A 22,815-nucleotide genomic window follows, 5' to 3' on the forward strand; every position below is an offset into this window, starting at 1 on the left:
CATTAAGTACAAATTCCCTATATCACTCTTAATCTATTGTAACGCTTATCAAAAGCAGTTGCTCCGCCTTCCATGATATTACAAACATGGTCCCTCACACTTTGTTCACATAAGCCACCTGACTCCAATATCTGAACTTGCCCTGCGTGAAAATGAAGAACATTTACAAACTCAGCATCACCATTAACAACAATATTAGGGTTATGCGTCACCATGATAATTTGCCTGCGCTTCTTATTCTCATGTATCTGAGACACAATCAGCTGGTAAATGAGAGCATTGTCTAAGTCATCTTCAGGCTGATCGACAATAATTGGATTATCACCATGACTAAGCAAAAAGGCTAAAATGGCTGCCGCTTTCTGGCCCGCAGAACCTTTTTCAATGTTCTCAAACTTACCTTTTTCTATGTCCTTAGCATATTCAACGACAAGTTGATCATCAGGCCACCAAGTTATTAATCGATCAAACATTTCAGGTTGTTGTGAAAGCTTTTGTGTAAGAGAAGTTTTCAAGCGACTATCGATTCGATATGGTGGTACATCGTCACCAGAAGCTAAGGATAGAGTCGCATCTTTTAACTTGCTGACCTCTTTTGCAATGCCCTTAAGGCTTAACTCCTTAGAAAGTAATTCATATAACAAGCTATTGGTTTGGTCATCCTGATAGATGGAAGTAGCAAAACTAGCCTCGATCCCAATGTGCTCTCTAAATTTTTTCTCTATCCTAACTGTGTTCGCAAACGGCAAAAGCTTCATTTTCACATAACGATTTTTGCCAATAACTTTCTTAATAAATTTTTGACGTTTTAACTGAAGCCTTCTTCTTAACACATACAGTTTTCTGAGTGACTTATCACACTGGTCTTGTCTGATATCTAGATTCGTTTGTACTGTTTCTAGATCTTCCAACTGAATGTTGATCTCATTGCGTTGAGTAAGCCAAGATTCATACTGCTCTGGGTTCAGCTCTTCCCCCTTTTCAGCATACTCTTGAACAACTTGTTCATACTGCTGTGTAGATTCTACACCTTTTAAATACCAACTTGATTTGCTGATTGCATCTTCTCGATCTTGTTCAGTTTTTGTAATTTGCTCTTTTAGCTTTTCCAGTTCTGTCTGAACAGAAACTAAATTCCCTTTGAATGCTGCCTGTATTTCTTCTAACTCTGCGACGTAATCAGGCTTGTCTTCACCTTCTTCTATGAGGCTAAGCTCCGCAAACTCCTCAGACAGCATGCCGTCGATAGAATCAACTAACCCAGAGGTACCAGCTGCCTTTTCAATTTTCTGTTTTTCAAGTGTAAAAGTTTGATAGGAATTAAAGATATCTTTATGGCCACCTTTTTCGAAGCTCTCGATATCGCTATTTAGGTCGTCCTTTTGTGATTCTAAGGTGCCTTTATTATCAAGCTGCTCCTGTAGCTGACGTACTTCCCGACAAAGCCCTAAAAACTTATTGAGCTCAGCATCTAACTGATACTTCCATGCCGAAAAATTAACTTCGTTTGAGCGATCAATAATTTCTAATAAGCTGTTCGTATTACTTGCCAGTGCATTGATTTGTTTTTGGCTGTATAAGCTTACATGAAAACGCTCTTCTGGCCGTCCGTTATCAAGGGACCAATCACCTGCTTGCAGTTTATTAATGTAGGGGACTGTACTGTGTTTCCAGATCGATTGGTATGCCTCATCTCTTCGTTGTAGCTCAACGCATATTTCAGTATCAGACTTCGTGACTCCCTCCCTAAAAGAGTGAACCTCTTCTTGGATCTGCTCAAGTTCTGCTACTTCATTTTCACGCCCTAATGCCAACCGAACAGACTCAATGAATGTCGATTTACCAGAGCCTCGGCCACCAATAACAGCATTAAATAGAGGGTGTAATTCAAATATCGACGGCTGACCAGGAATGCGACCACAATGACGCATTTGCGAAATATTCAATTTCTTTAAGAATAAATCTGGCGTCGCATTAGGATTATCGACACTATTATCGACACAAAAATCGTGGTCATGCAGAGCTAACTTCAATCCATCTATTGATAGCTGGCTCATTTTTATCCACGAACACCTCTTACCTAATCGACCACATTCATGGGCATCTGAGCCTTGAAGTTTTGCTAAGTGCACAGCCGCCTTTGACAGCTCTGGGTTAACCACATCGAGAAAAGCTAAATTGACAAACTCAGCGGCTTCAATCTCATTAAGCCATGACTCAATCTCATGATTGGTATTTGTTATTCCGTTTAACAGTCCTTTAGGCCCATCAATATGCGCTGGTATCGCTGCCCCACCCGCTTGCTTTACAATAGAGATAACCTTATCAACTGACTCAGTTGCACAGATCTCTTCAGCGTCACCATGCCCCTCAGTAATACCGCACTGACCTAGAACAGCTGCAATCTTTGCAGAATTACAGGAAGGATCGAAAATAGCCAAAATATGTACACGGGACTGGCCTGTACTCACTGTGATTTCGCACCCTGGAAATAAGTAAAGCGGTCGATACCATACCGCAGTCTTATCAAGTTCAGCGTAAGTTGCTTTTAGTCGGTCTATCCAATCACCCGACACATGGTCGGTGATAGCCACGCAGTCAACTTCTTCAGCCATTAAGGCTTTTAACCAATCGGTTTCAGTCTCTTCAGGCTTCTTGTAATCTGAAGATGCTGGCGTATGAGTATGAAAATCAAACTTATACCAACGGCTTCCTAAATATTCATTACTCATACTTCCTATTGCCTCTAAGACCAACTTTTTAACATTGTATCATGTTGTTTTTTTTGGTTTAATTTTTCGTTTTTTGCAGGTTAAAAATAGAATCGAAGCAAGCTGAGGGCGTTTTGTAAAATTAGTCTGGAATGAGTGGGGGCAGATCTTGACTTTTGCCCCACACATTAGCTTTCATTGTACAATTAAGAGGCTAGAGTAGCTTCGTTTCAGTCGGTACTGACACACTTTAGGGCACTTTCACCTTAGAAAGTGCTAAGTGAAACGGTTCTGGATAGAAACGCGCTAGAGCTCTAAAACGCTTCTGTCGGAATAGGAAGAGTATGTTGATGCTTTGGTCGTTTGTTATGCCTGTTCTCGATGGCGTTGTTGACGCCTCATGCTCTCCACCAATAGTTGAGCATAAGCTTGTAGAAACGGAAAAATTTCTTCGGCATGGAAGCGCGCATAGATTTGACCGTTATCCGTATCTTTGAAGTTAACAAAATTTACCAAGTGGTGTTGGTCGATTGATTCAACTTCGATGTCAAAATGAGCAATAGAATGCCTCATTTTAACAATGAGTTGACGTAATGTTGTTTGTACATCTGGCAAGTCTGAATGAATAATGCCCATATGTTGCTTAAACTGCATGGTCAAACGTTCACTTGGAATTGTATTAATCGCTCGTTCTTTGGGCATCACGATTAAGCCCAATAGGCAATTAAGCGCCAACGTATAGTTGAATTGTCGCTCAAATGGTTCATCAACGATCAACAGGTTATATTGTTCAATTAACTCAATAGTACGAACCACAAAATCTTGCTCGAAGTTTCTATAATTTCCCATGAGTACCCCTTACTCAATGATTAGGTATAATGACAAAGTTCACCCGACGAATACCGCATCGCGTTTTTTGGTTGGGTGGAGTGCCTTGTTATGAATTTCTTGGCGTAACGACATATTGGGATGGAATGTTGAGACTTTCATTTGTCTGAATTTCCTTCACCCTAACCTGATCGCCAGTGTCATTCAGGTTATTAAGTCGCAAGCCTACATATCGATAATTCCCATCACTTTCAGGTGAAGGCCTTCCCAATATCTATACAAAGCACGGTACTCATTTTCTACATCAAAATCCTTGGCGAGATAAAAAGCACATAATCTTGAAATACCAGAAAGCACAAACTCCCTACCATATGATTCTCTAACAACCCTGGTTAAATCGTTTAGTAAAGAAAGAGGATTGCCTTTTGTTTTTTCATACACCATCTTCCTGAAGTTTGAATTTGATGCTATCACCTCTAACTTCAATCTAACACCATCTACAGGGGCAAAAGCCTTCCAAAAATATTCTTCTTGCTCTGTTGTAAGATTAGAATCGGTAAATGATGCGTAGAAAATAATTTTCATTATCAGTGATTTGTATTTGGTTCCCCATTTTCATCTTTTTCCAGATAACCGCTAAGCCCATGGTTCTGACAAAAGGTTTCGATTTCGCCTTCATTGAACCTTTTGAGCAAGCTATAAAGGCGAAACTCGCCTAAATTTAAAATGGACCCGGCAGCATCTTTCGATGTGTAGTGGTAAACCGTCAGATAATCAATAGATGGCCAAACAAACGAATTAACGAGAGTCGTTTAATTGTTCCAAAGTGCATGGTTGATAATACGTAATAAGAGCCATATAATCCTCTATGTACTCAGCAATAGTTGCGACTTATTTTATAAGGGCTGGTATGCCGCTATGACTAACATAGTCCGAGACGGATTCTCTTGAATTGACAGTCACTTGGGATAGATTGAAGAGCTGCAACAGTTACTAAATTCTTCTATTGTTAAATGATTTCTGCGTTATTATCAACACTAAAAGTAGTTATTCGTGCCACGTCAACACCCGTTTCATTCTCCTTTGTCTTTCTAAATTAATATTCTGTTGCACTATGAAAGCCTCTCCCTGTGTCTTCGTAATTTTTGGTGGAATAGCAAGGCCACAGAGCTTGAGCTCTAGACATGAGGAAAAGTCAGCCGAAATGCAGATGCTTCAAATCATGGTCAATCTCGCTCTGGCTTGCTTTGTGGCAGATTCGAGTTTAGCTCCCTAGTTACACCAATGCCAAGTGGCTTTTACCCCGAAGCACGCGAGTCAAAACATCATTGGACAGAAACGTGTTTGGGTGGTCACTTATTCAAAGGTGTTTCGGATTAGCGGAAGTATGGACATTTGGAGTTAACGCAAAGTTTAGCAGCGAGTGTATTCGAGTCCACAACCAACCGCGAAGCGGTGATTTAGGGCTGTATTGCTACAGCGCTTTGTTATCTTGTATTTTGGTACGAATTTCAAGTTTATGCCTTCGTACTTCTACTATTTTATTGCCCATTAGTTTATGCCGAACAAGACGGTGCAAACCATCGAGTATGTAATAAGTGCCATTCTCAAAGATAAAGTCCATTGGATACTGAATGTCGGCTTTCTCCACTCGTTTTTTCTGGTGAGAATAGCAGTTCAAATTCTCCAATGCTTCATTTGGGCTGATATCGAAAAGCATACCCGCGTTTGGCCTCGAGCTCCAAAACGGGAGATCAAACATAAATTCAAATTCGCTTAATTCAACATCTTCAATCAGCGCAGACAACTCCCACACCTTTTTTACGTCCCAATTGAATGGAAGTATAAAACCCTCTAACTCTTTTGGAATATATTTGCTCATATTTTCAAGTTAACGCCCCAAGCAGCGATGCGCAGCATCCGACTGCCTTGGCTTGTTATGCCTTTACGTTCTCCTCAGTATCAGGATTCAAAGTGAGAATATACTCATCGAAGCAAACTAGGTTCACTTCTTTATCTTTACAAGAAATCCTCAATTCTTCTTCATCGAGGCTAGTGGCAAATATTACTTGACCACAATATTTCGAAGACTGAGCAGCCTTCGTAATCAAGTTTGTAAAGCTTACCTTACTTGCCTCATGCTGCCTTGGCTCATCAAAAACAACAAAACCACCATGCTTTACGCTGTCCTCGGCACCAGCTAGCTCCATAAGAGATAAAGTATAAGACCAAATAATCCTTATGTAATCACTAGCCGAAGTTTCGGCGACAATATCGTAGCCTTCCTGTTCAGGGCGTAGTGTTTGCTGTGAGACAGTTACAGAATTTACAGCAGAAGTTTTAAATCCAAATTCTTCAAGGTTGCTCTTTATCAAGCTTTCCAGCTTTCGTATTACCAAAGCTCTGTTAGCAACGCTCCTGCCCCTTTTTAGCTGTTTTAATGAGTCAGAAGTGGTAGTCCAAGAGGAATGTAAAGAGGTAGCTCTTTCATTAAGTTCGTCTTGGGTCTCCTTCAGCTTTTGGACATCTTTCAAAAGTGATTCGGCCTGAATTTTTTCTCTAAGAATTGTTTTTACTTCTCCATTAATATCTTCAAGATCGGAGCGGTGTGCTTCAATGCTTTCCCGCTCAACTTCCATCCTTGATAAGACAAGCTTATATTCGGATTTAAGATCCTGAAGTTGACGCAAACTCTTATCCCTAATGGAGGCGAAAAAATCTAGCTGGTTTTTTAAAAAAGCTATATTTTCATCAAGCGACATTGGACGTCTTTTGGTTGAGGTATTACCCAATGTGTCATACAAATCACTTTCACAAATAGGACATTTTTCAGTGTCGAGGTTATTGGATATATCGCTTCCAACACCTCTCAGTCTTTTAAGTTGTTGGTATTGGTCGTAGTCGTGCCGTAAAGTGGCCAGCTTACTCTCTGCATCTGAAATTGAAAGCATAGTAACTTCAATAGATCTTGAGCACTCTTCGGCTTGCCTTCTAAGAACACGTATCGCTGCAAGCTTGGAATTAAGCACTTCATCGCCTGGTGACTTTTGTGCTACATCTATAGCCAGCTTATCGATCAATCTTTTTAAAGATTTCTTTTGCTCATATACACTCACGAAAACATCGTTTTCGAGATAGCTGAACTCTATTCGAGGGAGCAAGTCCTTTGTATCTATGCTACCTAGTCTACTAACTTTGACCTCGTTAAAATCAGCAACACTTTCAGAAAAAGATTTAAGTCCATTCCAGTCGGACTCATAAGTCTCAATCTGGTGCTTTAACTTCGCGAGCTTTTTTTCATGCTCGAAGCTATCTATTCCTAGGCAAAACTCAGCGGCTGACTTTTTTAAGTTTTTAATACCGTAGTGTGTAGGGCTATTTGCCTGAATCTCTGACCAGCCGCGCTTCTGTTCGATAAAAAATAAAGGAAAAATACATTCTAAATACAGTTTTGTTTCTTTCCCTTCAAAAGTAACTACATTTGGGAGGGACCAACCAATGAAACTTGCTAGCCAGTTATGAAAACCTTTTTCACTAACAGCTGAGCCCACATTACCGGCGGATCCTAGGAAATAGTCGGAGGACTGATTATCGGTAACAACGGAAACTTTATTATCATCGCCTAAAATATCGCGATTCAATATAGCCGATTTACCATTGCTATTCTCGATGGATATAGAAACGGAAGAACGATTTACAAAATATGGGGTTTCTTCTGTTTTATTGTCGTAGATCACCTCGTATAAAGATTTCGGAAAAGGTCTCTTTCTACTGGGGCCAAGTATGGATTCAAGACCCAACCCATAAGCCACTGAATTGATGCAAGTAGACTTGCCTGAAGAGTTCTCTGCTCGAATAATATTCAATCCATCTTTAAATGGGATGGATGTTGAAAAACGACCACCATTAGTATTTACATAAATTTCAATTCTTCTAATTCTTAAACCGAGCATTACTTAATCCCACCTGTAAGACCCTTAACTTTATTATCGCTAAGCTTCTTCCCTAATTTCTTCAAGAAACAAACTTCCTCATCCATTATGTTATTTTCAACTAAAAGTGAAAATAACTCCTCACCACTCTCTGTGACAAAAATCCTGTCATTCTCCAAAGATAAGAATCCTTTAGCTATTGAAAGCTCAATAGCTTTAAAAGTGGCGGTATCAATAGAAACTAAAGGTACATTTTCCGACCGACTTAACAGGTAGTCTTCGTACTCTTGCCATCTATTTTTTCTTATTAACATCCAAACCAGGATATTAACTTTTTTCGAATTCAAATATTTTTTATCTCCTGAAACGACAGATACACATACTAAAATGAGGCAGATTCTCCACAATGGCCTCATTTCAATTGATACAGAATATGGCTTATCACTAACAATAGGCTTTACATTTAGCTCTTTATTCATGACTCAAAATCCATATAGCATTGAGCAAGCCATTTTGACAAATATCCAAAAGATAATGACTGAACATTTTTTTCTGACATAAACTCTGAATGCTTAGAAAACGCAGACTTATTACCATCTACGATGCTTTTAACGAACCCTTTATCTTTTGTTGAAAAGAATACGTCTTCTCTCATGTTCTCAAGCTGGGCACGAGCAGTGTCTTCAATCATTTCATATAGGTCTGGATGTCCTTCACGAAGCTGATCAAGAAACTTTTCTATCTGAATATACTTTGTAAAAACTTCATCTTGGAATCCCTCTGATCTTTCGCCCATTAAAGCCACTGATTTTCTAACTACATTCCCTGAAAATTCAGTATTCCCCTCCTTCCAGGCATCTTTTTCTACTTCACTAATGCTATGCAGAGGGATATCAATAGCTTTGTTATAAACTCCTTGTGCGTATAATTTCCCGTCAGGGTAGCTATCTGCTGTCTCTATTTTCACAAGAAACTCGTCATTATTGATATACGAAATATTCTCTGCGATTACTGCCCTTTTCTTAGTGTTGCAGTAACCTATTAAATCCTTAGATTTAAACTCAGGTGTGAGAAGAATCCATTGATGAACAGTAACATCATCAATCATTTTAGCTATTTTATTCTCGTAAGTTTTTAGCTTCTTAAGGTCTTCACGAATTTTTTTCTGAACTTTCCTTTTATAAGACGCCATATCAACGCCTTTATCAGGGCAGTAACACTGAAAGAGTGTCCCATCAATAGTATAAAACTCTAGTCCTAAGTCTCCGCCGTCTTCATCTGGGACAGACCAGAAATTTTTCGCGCCGTAATGTTGGCGCAACATTATTTCACAGAAAGCTTCCCATTCCTTTGGAGAAAGGTTGTCAACAAAACTGCTCATTCAGTATTCCTAAAATTCAATCTTTAGCTCACTTGCTTGGCATGACGCCGCATTAAGGTGTGAACAACGCGACCACTAAACCTAACCGTACAACCGTAAACACTGAACTCAACGATGGAATAAAAAATACCAAGCGTTGAGAATCACTCTTAAATGCTTTGTGTACGTCCAGCATGGGCATGAACTAATGAGGTGAAAGTCCTCTATAGGAAGGTCACCGTTTAATAACACTTTGATTATTAAACGCTAACTACTAGCGAATGGCAAGGGCGTTACCGTGAGGGAATGTCTGAAGGAAGCCGGACGCAAATCTGCGAGTTGATGAACAAAAACATCATATGAGGCGTAGGCTGGAGGCGAGTTGGCACAAGACAACGAAGCCATGTGATCTAACGGCCACCGTAAATGATGCAGCAGTGCAGAGACAGTGCATGTTCTTATCTGGGGAGATCTGCTTAACAGGCGATCGTTAAACTGACTAGTTTGGCCGCATGCAGGGTGTTGTGGGGGCTTCCGGCTACCCGATTAGCTGCCGCCCAGATTAATTCTAGCAGACTCTGTGATTTCCGTAGAAAGTAACCACATTAAGTCTGTAGCTTCTTCAATGTAATCAACCGATATGTCGATTTGAGAGTGATTCATAGTTAAGCCATTTGTATGCTCAATAAAGTCTGACTTTACTGCTTTACCACCATTGTGAACCCAATCAATTCGTACTAAGCGAACCTCATCATTTAGGCGTTTAAATGCATTTACAAACTGTTCAGTTGGCTCTGTAACAACCCCTAATGCTTTCAAACATGAAATGACATGAGCAAGGTCACTAGAATGTTTAGCACGTTTGATTATTCTTAGGTTTGGCTCAGCTCCAAGCTTAATTGCAAGCCTACTATAAAAAGTATTAATCTCGTTTTCGAACATCGACCAAGCGGTTAGCAACATTGATTGTCTTTGATACATGGGCATAGTTGATGTGAAGATTTCTTTAAAATCATACTCATCTTCTGTGATGCCAGCAATATGCTGTTTCTCTACTTCGACAATCTCCCCCTCATCGCCAGCCCACTGTTGAATGAAAACTTCATCAGTGTAAGTTTCAATGTGCTGGTCTATGTTTTCGACAAAACCATCAACAAATTCAAGTTGCTTTCGATTAAATGCTCGGAGTAGATTCAACTCTTCAGGCACGAAGAATAAATGCATATTTTTGAACATAATACCTCTAAATTTATTGTGGAACGTTTAGGCAGCTAACGCCGCACTAAGCGAAACCTAACCAACTGTTTTAGTTCCGTTTAAGTGCTTTGTTAGCAAGCTACACCGTTTTATTTACTAGTTCCGAAAATCTATTGTTCTTGATTTGCCATCTAGCTATTTCACCAAAATCACCGGGAAGATCTTTAAAAATATGTGCTGACCTTGGGCTTATAACAGGACTTTGCTCGGAAACTGGAACATCATATTTTATTAGTTCAGGTCTAAAGTTAAACCCCCAGTTTGAAATGGCTGAAAGTGACAAAGCAATATTTGTATTTTTAACTTTATTAAAGATACAAACTTGATTTTCGACAGACGTTCTTTCACCAAATGTAATTGATTTAATACACTCAATTGGAAGATCCAGCACACATATTGGATACTTAGGACTGTCATTGACTACTGTACAATCAGCGAGGCTTCTTGCAATTCTTACCTCTTCTTCATATTCCCAATCTTTCGGCTTAATGCATAATTCTGAAAGCCTTATCGGCTCTTCAGAGTTAGCAAAAAAGGAATAGTCTTTGATTGGCCTGTTTTTTCTATAATCAACTTCAAATAAACCTTGAAAAAATTCATGATCTCTATCGAATTCAATCATGACTCCAGCATACTCTTCAGCATAGTGTGACCACATAAGAATAGAGCTTGGATTTTTAGTTAGGCACAATATTCCGATTGAATTGTCTAAGTCACTCCGAATAGTTCTGGCAGTATCATCGTTACAAGTTGGAGATTTAAAGTCATAAGGCAGTTCTCCCACAGGAGGAACTCGTGCGGGGCTCATTAAGTCAAAGCGCATATCCAAATCTTGCTTGCCTAATCCCTCGGGGATATTTATTTCTGGTAATAGCTCAAACGGATCGTTAAACGCACTAGGCTGAGTAAGTCTAATATTACCTTCTAAAATTTTAAATAATGTATCAACTGAAACATATTTATATAGACTCATTGCACCTCCGATGCTACATGCTTGCAACGCCCGCATTTGCGGCTGGTTTGGAGCGCAGCGGAAAAACAGTCCGACAACATGCGCTTGTTATGTCATTCACTATCTAATTCTTGTACATGAGTATCTATTTTTTCAGCCAACTCACGACAACTTTTTACTAGCTCTTTAATACTTTCTACCGACACGGTGACAGGTTTTCCTTCCTTATCATAACCAGCGCGATGAACACAATCGTGCCTCAATCTTACTGCTCTAAATAGCCATGATATATCATCAAAATCACACGCAAGCACTTCAGCATACATTGGTTTTACCTTGCGCATATCATGGAAGATAATACCTTTTAAATATGTGGCAACTGTTGCCTTAATATTACTGTGCTGAGCATAAATCTCGTTAACTGTAAACTTGCGATTCCCAAACTCAGGATCAGTTTCGATCAGTTTTCTCGTTAACTTATCGGAGCTTGTGACACGATGAATAAATGTAGTTGATAGAAAGTGCTCCAGAGTAGAAACAACATGAGCATGCAGCATTACCAACAAACAAAATTGAGTGCTTTGCGTAGTTTCTATTTGAAGCATTGCGGGAATTTCAGCCAACTGCTTATTAAACATTTCCAGTTGCTCTGAATTAGCTAATTCCCACTCAAGCTCATCTTCCTCAGGGTCTTCCAAATCCCACTGAGATAAGCTCACAAATGAGCCTGAAGTAAGGCCATCTATTTTCGCCATGATAGACGGGTCGTTATCATCATCGAACCGAACAACATAGCCATAAAGCAATCCATCGTTGCTGTAATCACCCTCAATGTCGTAAGTGATCTGCTCTAATTCATCTTCAGTAATTCCAAGAAGATTAGCCAAATGACTATTCTTTTGTTCTTCAATTCGATCAAACCAGTAATCTTTAGTACTGCCCATCTATGTAACTCCCTACGGGGACATAACGCCGCGTTAAGCGGACTAAAATTGTGGGTTAAAATGTGTAGCAAAGCGAAACGTAACCCACTGTTTTAGTTCCGTTTAAACGCCTTGTTATATCTCGTCAAACTCGAACAATGCCAGTTCCCGGTGTTCTCAGTTCAGAAAGCCATTTTGTAATATTAGCTCCATTGACTTCTTCGATAGGGTAACCTCTTGCTTCGACAGTTTTTCTAGCACCGACGCTAAATTCAGATGTCGTAACTAGAAGTCCAATTTCGGCTCCTTCATGGAGTACATCTGTATATAAACCTTTAATAGTTAACTTTTCAATTTTGCTTTTATAGCGTTTACATTGAATTATAAATTTCGGAGATTCTTTATTATCAGGATGCCACACCCTCACATCTACCCCATCATCATTGCTTCCAGGACCAAGTTCAGCTTCATAGCCGAATTTAGTAAAACACTCAGCAGTTAACTCCTCAAATTTTCTCCAATGAATATCGTGTAACTTTTCGTTGTTAACTGATAAAAAATCAATGAACCTCTGATCAAAAAAACCAGTATTTTGTATCACTGGTTGATATTCATTAAAAAGAGCATTTAAATCAACTATATTATCCCATTCTTTAAAGCGTAAAGCTGAGTGCGGACTATATTTTTGTACTGCATCATTCGCCTCAATATATTTAATTATCGCTTTGAGTCCTTTACTCCCAAGCTTATCTTTCGCTTCATACATCATTGCTGTAGGGTCAAGAGACTTTCTATTTTCTTTGATAGCTTTTTTTGTTTCAATTCTGATGTTACGTGAGAAGATTTCTAGGACGGTAGTTACAAATTCCATACCCTCTGATATTTCAAACTCCCTCAGAGATTCAAAAACTTCATAATTTCCTTTAAATAATTTTTCGGTAGTACCAACTTTATGTAATAACTCATAATAAAGTGATTCATAGTCCTCCGAGCGAATTCTCAAACCAAATTTTTCAGAGTTTTGAATTTCATCCGCAAAGTGGGTTCCTGAGAGTAGATCACTCATATGCTCAACTGAAGCTGCGACACCTGACTTATACCCTAATAATTCATGTAAGTGGTCAGCGAAATCACCTTGTTTAAACCAAATTGAAGCCATACAGACACCTTAGAGATATAACGCTAAGTAGGCCGCACGTGCGACCTATCCCGTTTAATGAGCGCGCGGCCTATCACAAAAAACATGACGTTCATCACATTCGCTCATCAATTAATGATTTGATATTAACCCATTGTCTACCTTAGTTTTTTACTCGGTATCAATCAATCGTCGATCCATTTCTTTCATTGATTGCTTTGACAAAAGACGCAAACGAAACTAGAAACACTGTGCAAATAAACAGCCAAAAAGTGCGCAAACCTTGGAAGCTTAACCAATGGGTGGTTCCAGAAGCAATATAGGCTATCCGTAACTAGAGCACAGCGCCCAGAATTCTGCACGTAAGTGACCCCAAGCACAGCAAGCTAGTTGTAATTTGAGGCGGATATAGCTATTTTTAGTGAACGAAGTTAACGAGGGACTGGCTGGATGGTCGAAAAAACCAAGCAACTTGAACTACTTAATCAAAAACTCGCTTGGTACTTTTCTCAGCAAGAACTCGACTACATTCTTCCGGTTCTACTATCCTGGTCGAGCGACATCAATAACGCTCAAAACTGGTTCGAGTACGCCCCGTTACCACAGTGCGGCAATCTAACTCCGAGGCAACTGTGTGAGTCAGGACGGGCAAAAAATGTTGTCGAGTACATTCAAAGCGCTGAATATGCCGGGTATGCCTAAATAGCTTAGTCACGGCATGTATTAATTAATTAAAATTCATTTAAGAGTCTATTCTGAAGTCTTCTGATAGATTGCGACAATGCGAGCGCAGTTCGTTCCTTTGCTGCTCAGTGGTGTTCAATATATTTCATACTCATTGAAACAGGTCCTAAAGTATCGATTTGTGATAGCCCCCAAGACGGTATTTGCTCTTTTTCTATTGGAGTTGGTACCAATGCCCCTGGAGGCTCTTCGCCAAGCGCTGTACACAAGGGAAACTCGCTATATATATGAACCTTAAGGCGAGCTGCCGTCAGATATCTTAACCCTCCTTCTTGTAGATGATTTGACAAGACTAGAGCAAGTGTTTGACCGCTACACTGAGGCTTTAAGAGGTATTTTTCTGACAAAAGCTCGCGAGAGTAAAAGCAGGATGTTCAGGCGTGAATATATAACTTGGAGTAAAAACCAATAGATCCTTATCTTCACTATAATGGGTGACCACTCCTACAAGTGTTGCGTGTAAGGTAAGCGAAAGCGCCTCTACATCTCCCTCTTTTTTCATACATATTACTCATCTGGTAAATACCACTCCAATAGTCAGGTGAGTCTTGTTCTTCTACATTTCACATGACTTTATATGAACCTGCTTTATCAGTAATAAGTTGAAGTACCTGGTAAATTTTAGCACTAAGAAGCATAACGCTTTTCTAAGCACTTACCTTGCTAATCCCATCGATCACAATGCTTGCTACTCACTACACCAAGCCAATTTTTGGCTCGCCCAACGATTCGTTCACAGATTACTTTTGACTACCTGTAAGTAGCATATCAATTAGCGTGTCTTTTTCTGAGTCGCTTAACGATTCAAGCAAACAAACTAATCGCGCGCTTTTCTCTGAACTACAAAAAAAATAAGCGACAGGGACACCAAGCTCATCTGCCATGCGTTTCAGCGTGGTGTAGTCTGGCGTGTGCTTTCCTTGTTCATATTGATTCATTCGAGCACTAGCTGTGCCTGGCTCCATACCAAGCCTAATGCCAAGTTCCTTTTGACTAATGTCCTTAGCTTTCCTTGCTTGTTTAAGTCGCAGTGGTAACGGTGAGTTATTTTCTTTAGCCAAATTTGTGTCATAGATAGTTCCGATATAACTAAGATTGTCTTAGTTTTTACACATAAGGTATACTAAGGAATACTTAGCTTTCAAGAGAGAGCTTTCGATACTTAAGAGTATTAGTATTGAAGCCACAAATTAACTGGTTGTTAATTAAGTTCCTGGCTGTCTCATTGCGCAGAGAATACATAGTTTAGTTGAAGTGTGAGTTTGAAATGATACGTATAAATAGTGTTTTGCTTCAGGAGATTATTGATGAAGACAAGAAGCAATTTACAGTAAAGCAATTAAGAGATGTTTATCAAAAGTCAAATACCAAAGTCACCAACAAAAATGCTGGGCAGATGGTCCATAGAACATTGCGACGACTCGTTGCCAAAGAAATGCTGACAAAAGAAAACTGTGATGGGCAGCTTATCTATTCGAAGTCTGAGCACTTTGATACGAAGCTGCTGCGAGCAGAAGAGGTGAGGGGAGTTCGAGTGAAAACGGTGACTCAACAACATACTAAAGCCACAACAAGCTATGAAACTCAAATATACACCCTACGCCAAACTCTTAATCAATACCAAGTAGACCTTCTTAGTAGTATTGGCGAAGCAGAGGAGTTTAAGAGGCTTTGTGAGTCATTTCCTGAAGCGAAATCAAAACTATACCCTTATTACATGAATGCTCGTAATTGTAGTTCAGCGCTTACCGGTAGGATAAAAGCTTTAGAAGCTTGCATAGAGGAGTTGAGGTCTGCGTCATGAAATTACGAAAGTGGCAAATAGACTGCGTTCAACACGCTTTACAGCTCTATAACGAGCAACAACACTTTATGTGCCTTGCAACACCGGCAGCAGGAAAAACGTTAATGGCAGCTGAGCTATCACGTTGCTTGCTAAAGTCAAACAAGATTGACTTTATTCTGTGTTTTTCACCATCCGCAGAAGTTAGTAATAGTATCCGAGCCACGTTTTCAAAACGCCTAGGAAACGAATTTAACGGGATGATGGGCTCTATCGGAAATGCTTTAACTTATCAAAGTATGGCTTCACTTTCCCCAAGTTTCTGGAGGTTACTAAGCTCGCATCGAGTTATGGTAATCATGGATGAGGTGCATCATCTCAAAGGGCACGAGTTTGCAACTCCAAATGCGTGGGGGGAAGAAGTACTCACACACATTCAAAACAAAGCTGCTTACACACTGGCACTATCAGGTACCCCATGGCGCTCAGATAAAGCACCGATTGTGTTGTCTAAGTTTACTGAGCCAGATAATACTATTCATTGCGATTTTGTTTACGGACTTCATAATGCCATTGAAGACGGGGTTTGCAGAACTCCAAGAATTACGCTGGTTGATAACGACAATATACACTTAACTGAAGATATCGAGAGTCATACTTTTAACTCAATTTCAGCATTATTAGATGGCTCCTCGTTTAACTATTCTGCTCTACTTCATCATCCGGAGGTAATGCTCTACCTCCTTTCGCTTGGGGTGAATAAGTTGACGGAAACTCGAGCTTTAAGCCCAAACGCTGGAGGGTTGGTCGTAGCGACTTCTATTCAGCACGCTTTGCGACTATACGATATGCTGGTAAACGATTTTGGACAATCAGCATGTCTGGTGAACTCTCAAATGAAGCATCCATCATCAATTATTGAGCATTTTAGGTTTAACGATACACAATGGATAGTTAGCGTTGGCATGATAGCGGAGGGTACCGACATACCCCGACTACAGGTGTGTTGCCATCTAAGTCGCATAAAGACCGAAATGCACTATAGGCAAGTTCTTGGCAGAGTTCTGCGAGTTGATGACTCACGAAACAAAGTTGCTTGGTTATTTACTTTAGCAGAGCCCAGTTTGATTCAATTTGCGTACAATGTAGATACAGACTTGCCTGACGGAGGCTCTGTGGTGTTTGAACAAAATACGCAGTCAATCGACTTATCAATATCTTCGGGTAGTCAACATGCTAACAATCCCCAAAACTACGAGGATAAACCTGAATCATTCCATGTAGCCAATGAGGTGATTCTTAAGCTAGGGCCTAGAGAATTACAGTCTAAGCATTGTTGTGTTGAAGAGGAAGCTAACTATAACCTTGCGATGTTGGGTGACTTTAAGCAACAAATAGTACGATTATTTGGATAATCTAATCTACACAATACATAGCCAGATTATCTGTTTTTAGCCGGTAAGCCATCATCAATTGTAGAAGCTAACTTATTGAGATCAACGTTATCCATCCTCTGAAGATTGTGTTGCCATCGCGCAAACCTTTCGAGAAGCATGTCATTTTGACTGTTCAACCTTTTGCTTTCTGAGCTAAGTTTTTCATTTTCTTTTTCAAGCTTTTCGACTTGCTTTATCAACTCAGCAATCGTTGCGTCATCATTCCCTAGGTTCGACAGCAGGACACTCAATTTATCGGAGCTTTCGAACAATCGCTGCGCGTCTTCCACAGCTACCGATTTCTTTACTCTTAGCTCAGCTTTTTTCAAATCGAAAGCATGTTTGATTTCATCATGCTTTGGCAATGTGAAGCGCGAGGGCGGACGCTTCAAGCCAAGTTCTAACTGTAGTTTTTCAGCCAAAAGCTCGTAACTAAGCTTGCCAGTCCATCCGTCAATGATAGCAAGTATCGTTTCTTTGTTGTCTGTAACAAAAGCCATCTTTTACTCCTTCATATCCGACAACGCCAAAGTCGAAAGGTCTAGGCTTTGAATTGGGTTTCGCTCATCTATGTTTAAGGAACGCTTGACTGGCGATGGAGCTAGCTCGTCAGGAATTCTAACACAGACTCCATCAGGCCTTTTGGGGTCTTCAAGCAGAAAAATGACTGTTTTTATCTTCGATAAACGAAACCCTAGGGCCGTTACCCATCGGTCAGCACCAAAAACACCATCTCCAGCACTAGCTTTAGCATGATCTAATTGCTCCTCATACAGCGACTCAAGAGTTTTCAGCTCTTCAAGAGAGTGTGGCATCCCTTTTAAGCAGACGTGCTCGTTGCACACCTCACAGTCGCCATTCTTTATACATGGGCTTTCAGCGTAATTGTGAACACAGAAACCCAACCCTGTAAACTGAGCAACCCCCTCTCGATCCACGCCTAAAGCCTTTAGTGAGATGGGAAGGCCTAAGTCATGTAATACCATTGGTGGAGGCGGAGCTTCGGAGTTGTAGGGTGCCAGCATCTGACCGGCTTGCGAAACTGTCATGACCCCAGCCCCGATTGTCACGTGTCCAATTCGCTTAGTTAAACGAGATTTTTGCTCTTGGGTTCTGCCATCGTAAGCTTCGTTTTGTTTGATGTCCGCTCGTCCCGACCATTTTGCGATAAGCCAATCTTCTTCCCCAGCTAGCTTCAATTTGGTGTTTAACCAATGGCGGAATTGGTGGGAACTCAGCTTAAGAGGGGTTTCGTCTTCATCAGAGATACCAAGCTCGACAAAGATGGATTCTAAGCCTCTATCGTTTCCGATTGCATCACTCAGCGGACCGTGTCCGGTTAGCATCCAAGAAAAAGGTTTTGTGGCAAACTCTTTATGAAACTCATTATCCCGAACTAAAGTGATGCAGTCCCAAATTTTTACACCGCCATGGTTGGGGAAATCCGGCTTTTTATAATTATCATCAATAATAGAACGAAGATCTCTGTAACTAGGGAATCGGATGGTGATCCCTGTTGGCTTGTGGCCCACCTTAGTGACAACTTCATTGTCAGCGCGCAATGAATTCCCTTTAAGTAAATCTTTTTTCCAGTCCGACACTCCATTCAAACTATTAATTAGATTATTAAGCCATTGGGTTGAGACGTAGTATCTCCAATTAATCTCACAACCTCGTGAATCTTTTCCCGTTTTCATGGCCATGGCATTAGCGAACTGGCTGTAGGTCAAAGGCTGGTCTTGAGATGCATCACGGTCGCTAGGCAACATAAATACGTCAGAATTGTCATATGCAAACTTAGCAGCGGCTCGAGCAGGAGCAGAAATCTCAACTAACCTATCAAACGCCTGTCGCACAACATCCTCCAGTAGTCTCGGAACCCATTTTCGAACGGGATCGCCCCCTTTCGCAGGATTCCACATTAAGTACCAGCGACCTTTAGGACTTTTTTGTAGTGAGTTTACCGTCAGACCGTTCAACTCGATGCTTCTGCTAGGCTGGCACATTAGCATTACGCAAAGACTGCTAAAGTACTTTTGCCTAGGAGTCTCAGCTTTATGAAATGCATCTGCGACTTGCAGCATCTGAAAATCAGACGGACATTTGTCTTCATCCTCTTTGCGACTTTTTTCGTCCAGTTTTATTCTTGTGTCTGAAGGCCGAGGAAAAGGGTTCTTCCAGTCTTGTATATCCAGCTTGAATTTTTTGTCTTTAATGAACTTCAGTACCTTCTCAAGTGAAATAGCAATATTGCGCTTGACGCCTGCACTTAAACTACTGTTTTTAATCTGTTCTTCAACGCGATTAATCACCTCGTTATTGAGGCTCATGACATCAACTGAAGATAGTTCATTATTAGTAGCGTACTCTTCTAATGCTTGATATAACCAAACTAATGAGGAAGCCCAATTGGTTGAGTTTTTATAGTTGAGCGACTGTTGGTAGCGAACATATGCTTTCGCGAAGTCAGAAAAGGGGGGCTTGAATGGCGTGTATTTTGAATGGCTTTCACTATCTCCAAAAACAATTGTAAGCTTTTTACCCCGAGCTGTAATCCACGACCACTTGTCGCAGTCCCACCCTCTCTGGATGCCGTCTGGACTATCGAATTCAAGATCATTAAATAACGTCAGTTCATTTTTGGAGAATGCTATGAAATCATCATAATTCTTCTTAAATTCAAGCTCGTACTGGGGAGTGAATACCAAAACATTAGACATTTAATGCCCTTTCCTTTCCTAGTTCTTGCTTTCTTGCATTGCACTTTTGAATAACAGCTTTGATCGCGTTTATGCTGCGATTATGCCCCTGCAATACAAGCTCACTTGCTCCCATTTCACGCTTACGATCTCGTTTAGAAACGACACTTTTGAGCATTTCCGCATGAGGGCCATTTAACCAGGGTTGAAACTTATTGCAGGTGTAGCAATGAACGGAACCGTTAGCACAAAACCCAAATGTTCCGCAATTTCCTACAGGATTTCCACTGTCGTTATTAATTCTGCTACGGGGATCGTTGGCTCGAATGGCGTCTTTTTCACTATCTATAAGAGTGCCAGAAAATGCTTGTGCCAATGGAACCAAATCAGTCGCTAGTGCTTCATCAATTCTATCGGCCATTTCTTCATTAAATTCGGTATAGATGGTGACATTTTGAATATCTTCATGACCCAGTTCTTCGGCAATTGCATGAGCGCTGGCCCCTAACATTGCCATATTGGTTGCGTGGGTATAGCGGAACCGACGTGGATTGATATGTAAGTCGCCGTAACCCCCATCAACTTTAATTCGAGTTGTTTTCAAGGGGCAGAGTCTAGCCAATCGTTTTACCATTCCTCCAACTGAGGAACTAACTCCTCGCTGCCTTATACAGAATAAATCAGGAGTTTGCAGTTGTATTTGCTCAAATTCACTAAAACTACTGAGTTCAGATATATCTAGTTCACTGATAAATATAGGGATTTGCTTCTTCTGCTTAGGGGTGAGCCTTATGCCAAGCTGAGCTTCAACTGTTTTGATTGACTGCGTTGCCTGCGTACTCAGCACCAGCATTAAGTCTTCGCTCACATCTTGCTTGACTTTGAAAGAACCTCTAAAGGGTTCATCACGCTTTTTAGCATTGGGGATCTGTAAGTCAAAATGCTCAATACCAGCCTCTGACCTTGTGGTTAAATCGCCATAATACAAGTTCGCCAACTGGATCGGTCTGGCTCCCGTATACTGCAAGGCCATGATGAAAGCATAGTCAGTTAGTGAGATGAGCTTATCGGTGAAGGCATCGACATACCAAGAAACTAATTCGATTTGCTCTTCAAATGTGTAGGCACCACTATAAGGGCATCCAAGTGCTACCGCCTTGCCCTTTTCGTTACCCGATAGTTTGAGTGACGTGAGTAACTCAACGACCTTCTTATCAACGCCATTAATGTTTTTATCATGCCAGTCGAGTAAAAAAGCTCTGATACCACCAAGCTTATGTTCCATCTTTTTAGTCAAAGTACTCTTAAAATTAATGACATGTTGCTCGTTTACTTTGTTTGTCACACCAAAAGAAAATAGGTGGCGGCACGCTCGAAAGATATTCGACACGTAGGAAGATGAAAACTCAGAAGCATAGTCAGCTAAGGCAAGTCTATAGCTCTCTGCGAACTTAGGTGTTAGATGCAAAGGGTTTAACAGGCCAAGATTTAAACTTGTATTCGCATCTAGCTGCCAAATGTCACTATATACATCAAACTCATAGTTCGCTTTGCTAAGTCGCTTATCAGACTTTGGCTTGGTGCGTTTCGTCCCCCTGACCTTTTCTACATTAACGACCATAGATACCGCCTTCTACTTTGTGTTTCAACTTCGCATACATCTTTGTCCGGAACTCAGACGTTTGTTTCTTCAACGTTCTTTTTAAGTAAATTCGACCTGACTCTAGCGATGAATGCCCATTCAGCTCGGCTCGAATCTCAAGTTCACGTTGCTCTGTAATGATGTTGTCATTTGCATACAGCTTCGCTTCTTCCCTCTTTCCTTCAGTTTCTAAGCGCATAGCTTCTAGCTTGACGGTGGCATTAATCTCGTCAATACAGCTTGAAAGCTGATCGTTAAAGAAATGGCGATAAACGTGAGGTGTGATGCCCCAGAACCGCTCAGAGTTAACCTTTCGAATTCGATTAAAAACATCATTTACTGTTTGCTTAACAATTGGTTGCCCCGATTCGTGACTTCCAATTTTATCTTTATGAGAGACAAAAACAAAGGGATGCGTTCTCGCAGACTTCGTTTGTGAGCGACAGGATCTGACATAATAATTCAGTAAATCTCTCAGCTCTTTCGAAATAGGAAGCGTTCTAGAGAGTGTTTTTGCTGTTGGCTCGTCTAACCGAGGATCTTCTTTACTATTGTGTCTGCATATAACTGACAGAGTTGGTTGATCGGTTTCTGTTCCAATGTCACTAATCCTTAGCGCGATTAATTCACTACGCCGAAAGCCCGTTTCGTATAATGTTTGGACAATCAGGTAGTTTCGAAGCTTAATTACAGGATTACTAAACGGGTTATCTTTTGAGTTGATCTTCGCTACAGCAACAAAATCTTCGAATACTTCATCTGCAATACCTGACTTATCTAGTGACTGCGGTTGTCTTTTTAACCTTCCTCTAGGCATATCACTTTTAAGCCGTTTTTTCATCGCAGCAAGCGCATCAACCAATTGCGCAGCAGCAGGTTTGTTTTTGACTCGCTCCTCACCACAAAAATGAAGATATTCGGCAATATGTGCAACACGTGAGACATACTGTGATTTTGTTACTGTTGGCTTGTCCTGTGTTTTGGATAGATAAAAAGCAGCCATATCGACCACATCGGCTTTAGGCCGTTGTTTGAAAACCTTAGTCTGATATGCACAATGCTCCTTTAGGGCATTGATATCGTGGGTATTTGGTACTGTGCCAGCATAGATCTCATCGAGCAGATCTCTGCCGTTAATGCTTTCCCACGTTTTCAAATGTTTGATGGATTTTAGGTATTGCTCAATTGACGTTGCAGCTTTACGGGTTCTGAGCTTCTGTGTAACAAAGTGCGTTACCCAGAAATCGGGCAAACCGTCATCATCCAATAAAAACACGTAGCGTTCACCACTCTTAAACTTCTTTATTGCAATCCTCATAAACCCTACAAAATAAACATTATTATTTGTCCACTTATAATATAGAGGTAGCTCTTTAAAAATACACGTTATTTTTCACCTAAAACTAAAAA

The 22,815-nt window shown here is 40.5% G+C and carries 18 protein-coding genes; 2 read left to right on the forward strand and 16 right to left on the reverse strand.

Annotated features, from left to right (window positions below; genetic code table 11):
• Positions 1–17: 17 nt before the first annotated feature.
• From LQZ07_RS21930 to LQZ07_RS21985, 12 genes are all read right to left on the reverse strand, one after another.
• Positions 18–2,732: a TrlF family AAA-like ATPase gene (locus LQZ07_RS21930; RefSeq protein ID WP_152785860.1), complete on the reverse strand. Its 2,715-nt coding sequence runs from the start codon at positions 2,730–2,732 to the stop codon at positions 18–20.
• A gap of 345 nt (positions 2,733–3,077) precedes the next feature.
• Positions 3,078–3,560: a HEPN family nuclease gene (locus LQZ07_RS21935; RefSeq protein WP_152785858.1), complete on the reverse strand. Its 483-nt coding sequence runs from the start codon at positions 3,558–3,560 to the stop codon at positions 3,078–3,080.
• A gap of 204 nt (positions 3,561–3,764) precedes the next feature.
• Positions 3,765–4,124 (reverse strand): hypothetical protein, encoded by a 360-nt coding sequence (locus tag LQZ07_RS21940; RefSeq protein WP_194164224.1) that lies wholly within the window; start codon positions 4,122–4,124, stop codon positions 3,765–3,767.
• 889 nt (positions 4,125–5,013) lie between these two features.
• Positions 5,014–5,346, reverse strand: coding sequence for a hypothetical protein (locus tag LQZ07_RS21945; protein WP_194164223.1), 333 nt, complete (start codon positions 5,344–5,346; stop codon positions 5,014–5,016).
• A 130-nt stretch (positions 5,347–5,476) separates the two neighbouring features.
• Positions 5,477–7,492 (reverse strand): hypothetical protein, encoded by a 2,016-nt coding sequence (locus LQZ07_RS21950; RefSeq protein ID WP_152785854.1) that lies wholly within the window; start codon positions 7,490–7,492, stop codon positions 5,477–5,479.
• Complete coding sequence (locus tag LQZ07_RS21955) at positions 7,492–7,950, reverse strand: hypothetical protein (RefSeq protein WP_152785852.1); 459 nt, start codon at positions 7,948–7,950, stop codon at positions 7,492–7,494. Before LQZ07_RS21955 ends, LQZ07_RS21950 begins: the two co-directional genes overlap by 1 nt.
• Complete coding sequence (locus tag LQZ07_RS21960; RefSeq protein ID WP_152785850.1) at positions 7,947–8,852, reverse strand: hypothetical protein; 906 nt, start codon at positions 8,850–8,852, stop codon at positions 7,947–7,949. The genes LQZ07_RS21955 and LQZ07_RS21960 overlap by 4 nt, the downstream gene beginning before the upstream one ends.
• A gap of 525 nt (positions 8,853–9,377) precedes the next feature.
• Positions 9,378–10,067, reverse strand: a complete 690-nt coding sequence (locus LQZ07_RS21965; RefSeq protein WP_152785848.1) for a hypothetical protein — start codon at positions 10,065–10,067, stop codon at positions 9,378–9,380.
• 100 nt (positions 10,068–10,167) lie between these two features.
• Positions 10,168–11,061, reverse strand: coding sequence for a DUF2971 domain-containing protein (locus tag LQZ07_RS21970; protein ID WP_152785846.1), 894 nt, complete (start codon positions 11,059–11,061; stop codon positions 10,168–10,170).
• 92 nt (positions 11,062–11,153) lie between these two features.
• A complete protein-coding gene (locus LQZ07_RS21975; RefSeq protein ID WP_152785844.1) occupies positions 11,154–11,984 on the reverse strand; it encodes a hypothetical protein in 831 nt (276 codons plus the stop codon).
• A gap of 124 nt (positions 11,985–12,108) precedes the next feature.
• The gene (locus tag LQZ07_RS21980; protein ID WP_152785842.1) at positions 12,109–13,122 is read right to left on the reverse strand and encodes a restriction endonuclease; all 1,014 of its coding nucleotides are present in this window, start codon (positions 13,120–13,122) and stop codon (positions 12,109–12,111) included.
• Positions 13,123–14,585: 1,463 nt separating this feature from the next.
• On the reverse strand, positions 14,586–14,906 hold the full coding sequence (locus tag LQZ07_RS21985) for a helix-turn-helix domain-containing protein (protein ID WP_152785840.1): 321 nt from the start codon (positions 14,904–14,906) through the stop codon (positions 14,586–14,588).
• A 206-nt stretch (positions 14,907–15,112) separates the two neighbouring features.
• Between LQZ07_RS21985 and LQZ07_RS21990 the strand changes: the two genes are divergently transcribed.
• Positions 15,113–15,649, forward strand: coding sequence for a hypothetical protein (locus LQZ07_RS21990; RefSeq protein ID WP_152785838.1), 537 nt, complete (start codon positions 15,113–15,115; stop codon positions 15,647–15,649).
• Complete coding sequence (locus LQZ07_RS21995; protein ID WP_152785836.1) at positions 15,646–17,043, forward strand: DEAD/DEAH box helicase; 1,398 nt, start codon at positions 15,646–15,648, stop codon at positions 17,041–17,043. Before LQZ07_RS21990 ends, LQZ07_RS21995 begins: the two co-directional genes overlap by 4 nt.
• A 26-nt stretch (positions 17,044–17,069) precedes the next feature.
• Here LQZ07_RS21995 and LQZ07_RS22000 read toward each other — a convergent pair whose 3' ends face one another.
• Genes LQZ07_RS22000 through LQZ07_RS22015 form a run of 4 tightly spaced genes read right to left on the reverse strand, consistent with a single transcriptional unit; the run spans position 17,070 to position 22,723 of the window.
• Positions 17,070–17,564, reverse strand: coding sequence for a hypothetical protein (locus LQZ07_RS22000; protein ID WP_152785834.1), 495 nt, complete (start codon positions 17,562–17,564; stop codon positions 17,070–17,072).
• Positions 17,565–17,567: 3 nt separating this feature from the next.
• On the reverse strand, positions 17,568–19,784 hold the full coding sequence (locus LQZ07_RS22005; protein WP_152785832.1) for a hypothetical protein: 2,217 nt from the start codon (positions 19,782–19,784) through the stop codon (positions 17,568–17,570).
• Complete coding sequence (locus LQZ07_RS22010; protein ID WP_152785830.1) at positions 19,777–21,384, reverse strand: site-specific integrase; 1,608 nt, start codon at positions 21,382–21,384, stop codon at positions 19,777–19,779. The genes LQZ07_RS22005 and LQZ07_RS22010 overlap by 8 nt, the downstream gene beginning before the upstream one ends.
• The gene (locus LQZ07_RS22015; protein WP_152785829.1) at positions 21,374–22,723 is read right to left on the reverse strand and encodes a site-specific integrase; all 1,350 of its coding nucleotides are present in this window, start codon (positions 22,721–22,723) and stop codon (positions 21,374–21,376) included. The genes LQZ07_RS22010 and LQZ07_RS22015 overlap by 11 nt, the downstream gene beginning before the upstream one ends.
• Positions 22,724–22,815 lie beyond the last annotated feature (92 nt).

The sequence above is a fragment of the Agarivorans sp. B2Z047 genome (assembly GCF_023373605.1).
GTDB classification, from domain to species: domain Bacteria; phylum Pseudomonadota; class Gammaproteobacteria; order Enterobacterales; family Celerinatantimonadaceae; genus Agarivorans; species Agarivorans albus.

Bases quoted from the DNA above. Each gene is read 5' to 3' on its own strand.
- LQZ07_RS21980 (WP_152785842.1), bottom strand. From the start codon at position 13,122: ATGGCTTCAATTTGGTTTAAACAAGGTGATTTCGCTGACCACTTACAT.
- LQZ07_RS22015 (WP_152785829.1), bottom strand. From the start codon at position 22,723: ATGAGGATTGCAATAAAGAAGTTTAAGAGTGGTGAACGCTACGTGTTT.
- LQZ07_RS21975 (WP_152785844.1), bottom strand. From the start codon at position 11,984: ATGGGCAGTACTAAAGATTACTGGTTTGATCGAATTGAAGAACAAAAG.
- LQZ07_RS21930 (WP_152785860.1), bottom strand. From the start codon at position 2,732: ATGAGTAATGAATATTTAGGAAGCCGTTGGTATAAGTTTGATTTTCAT.
- LQZ07_RS22005 (WP_152785832.1), bottom strand. From the start codon at position 19,784: ATGTCTAATGTTTTGGTATTCACTCCCCAGTACGAGCTTGAATTTAAG.
- LQZ07_RS21965 (WP_152785848.1), bottom strand. From the start codon at position 10,067: ATGTTCAAAAATATGCATTTATTCTTCGTGCCTGAAGAGTTGAATCTA.
- LQZ07_RS21990 (WP_152785838.1), top strand. From the start codon at position 15,113: ATGATACGTATAAATAGTGTTTTGCTTCAGGAGATTATTGATGAAGAC.
- LQZ07_RS21995 (WP_152785836.1), top strand. From the start codon at position 15,646: ATGAAATTACGAAAGTGGCAAATAGACTGCGTTCAACACGCTTTACAG.
- LQZ07_RS21970 (WP_152785846.1), bottom strand. From the start codon at position 11,061: ATGAGTCTATATAAATATGTTTCAGTTGATACATTATTTAAAATTTTA.
- LQZ07_RS22000 (WP_152785834.1), bottom strand. From the start codon at position 17,564: ATGGCTTTTGTTACAGACAACAAAGAAACGATACTTGCTATCATTGAC.
- LQZ07_RS21960 (WP_152785850.1), bottom strand. From the start codon at position 8,852: ATGAGCAGTTTTGTTGACAACCTTTCTCCAAAGGAATGGGAAGCTTTC.
- LQZ07_RS21955 (WP_152785852.1), bottom strand. From the start codon at position 7,950: ATGAATAAAGAGCTAAATGTAAAGCCTATTGTTAGTGATAAGCCATAT.
- LQZ07_RS22010 (WP_152785830.1), bottom strand. From the start codon at position 21,384: ATGGTCGTTAATGTAGAAAAGGTCAGGGGGACGAAACGCACCAAGCCA.
- LQZ07_RS21940 (WP_194164224.1), bottom strand. From the start codon at position 4,124: ATGAAAATTATTTTCTACGCATCATTTACCGATTCTAATCTTACAACA.
- LQZ07_RS21950 (WP_152785854.1), bottom strand. From the start codon at position 7,492: ATGCTCGGTTTAAGAATTAGAAGAATTGAAATTTATGTAAATACTAAT.
- LQZ07_RS21935 (WP_152785858.1), bottom strand. From the start codon at position 3,560: ATGGGAAATTATAGAAACTTCGAGCAAGATTTTGTGGTTCGTACTATT.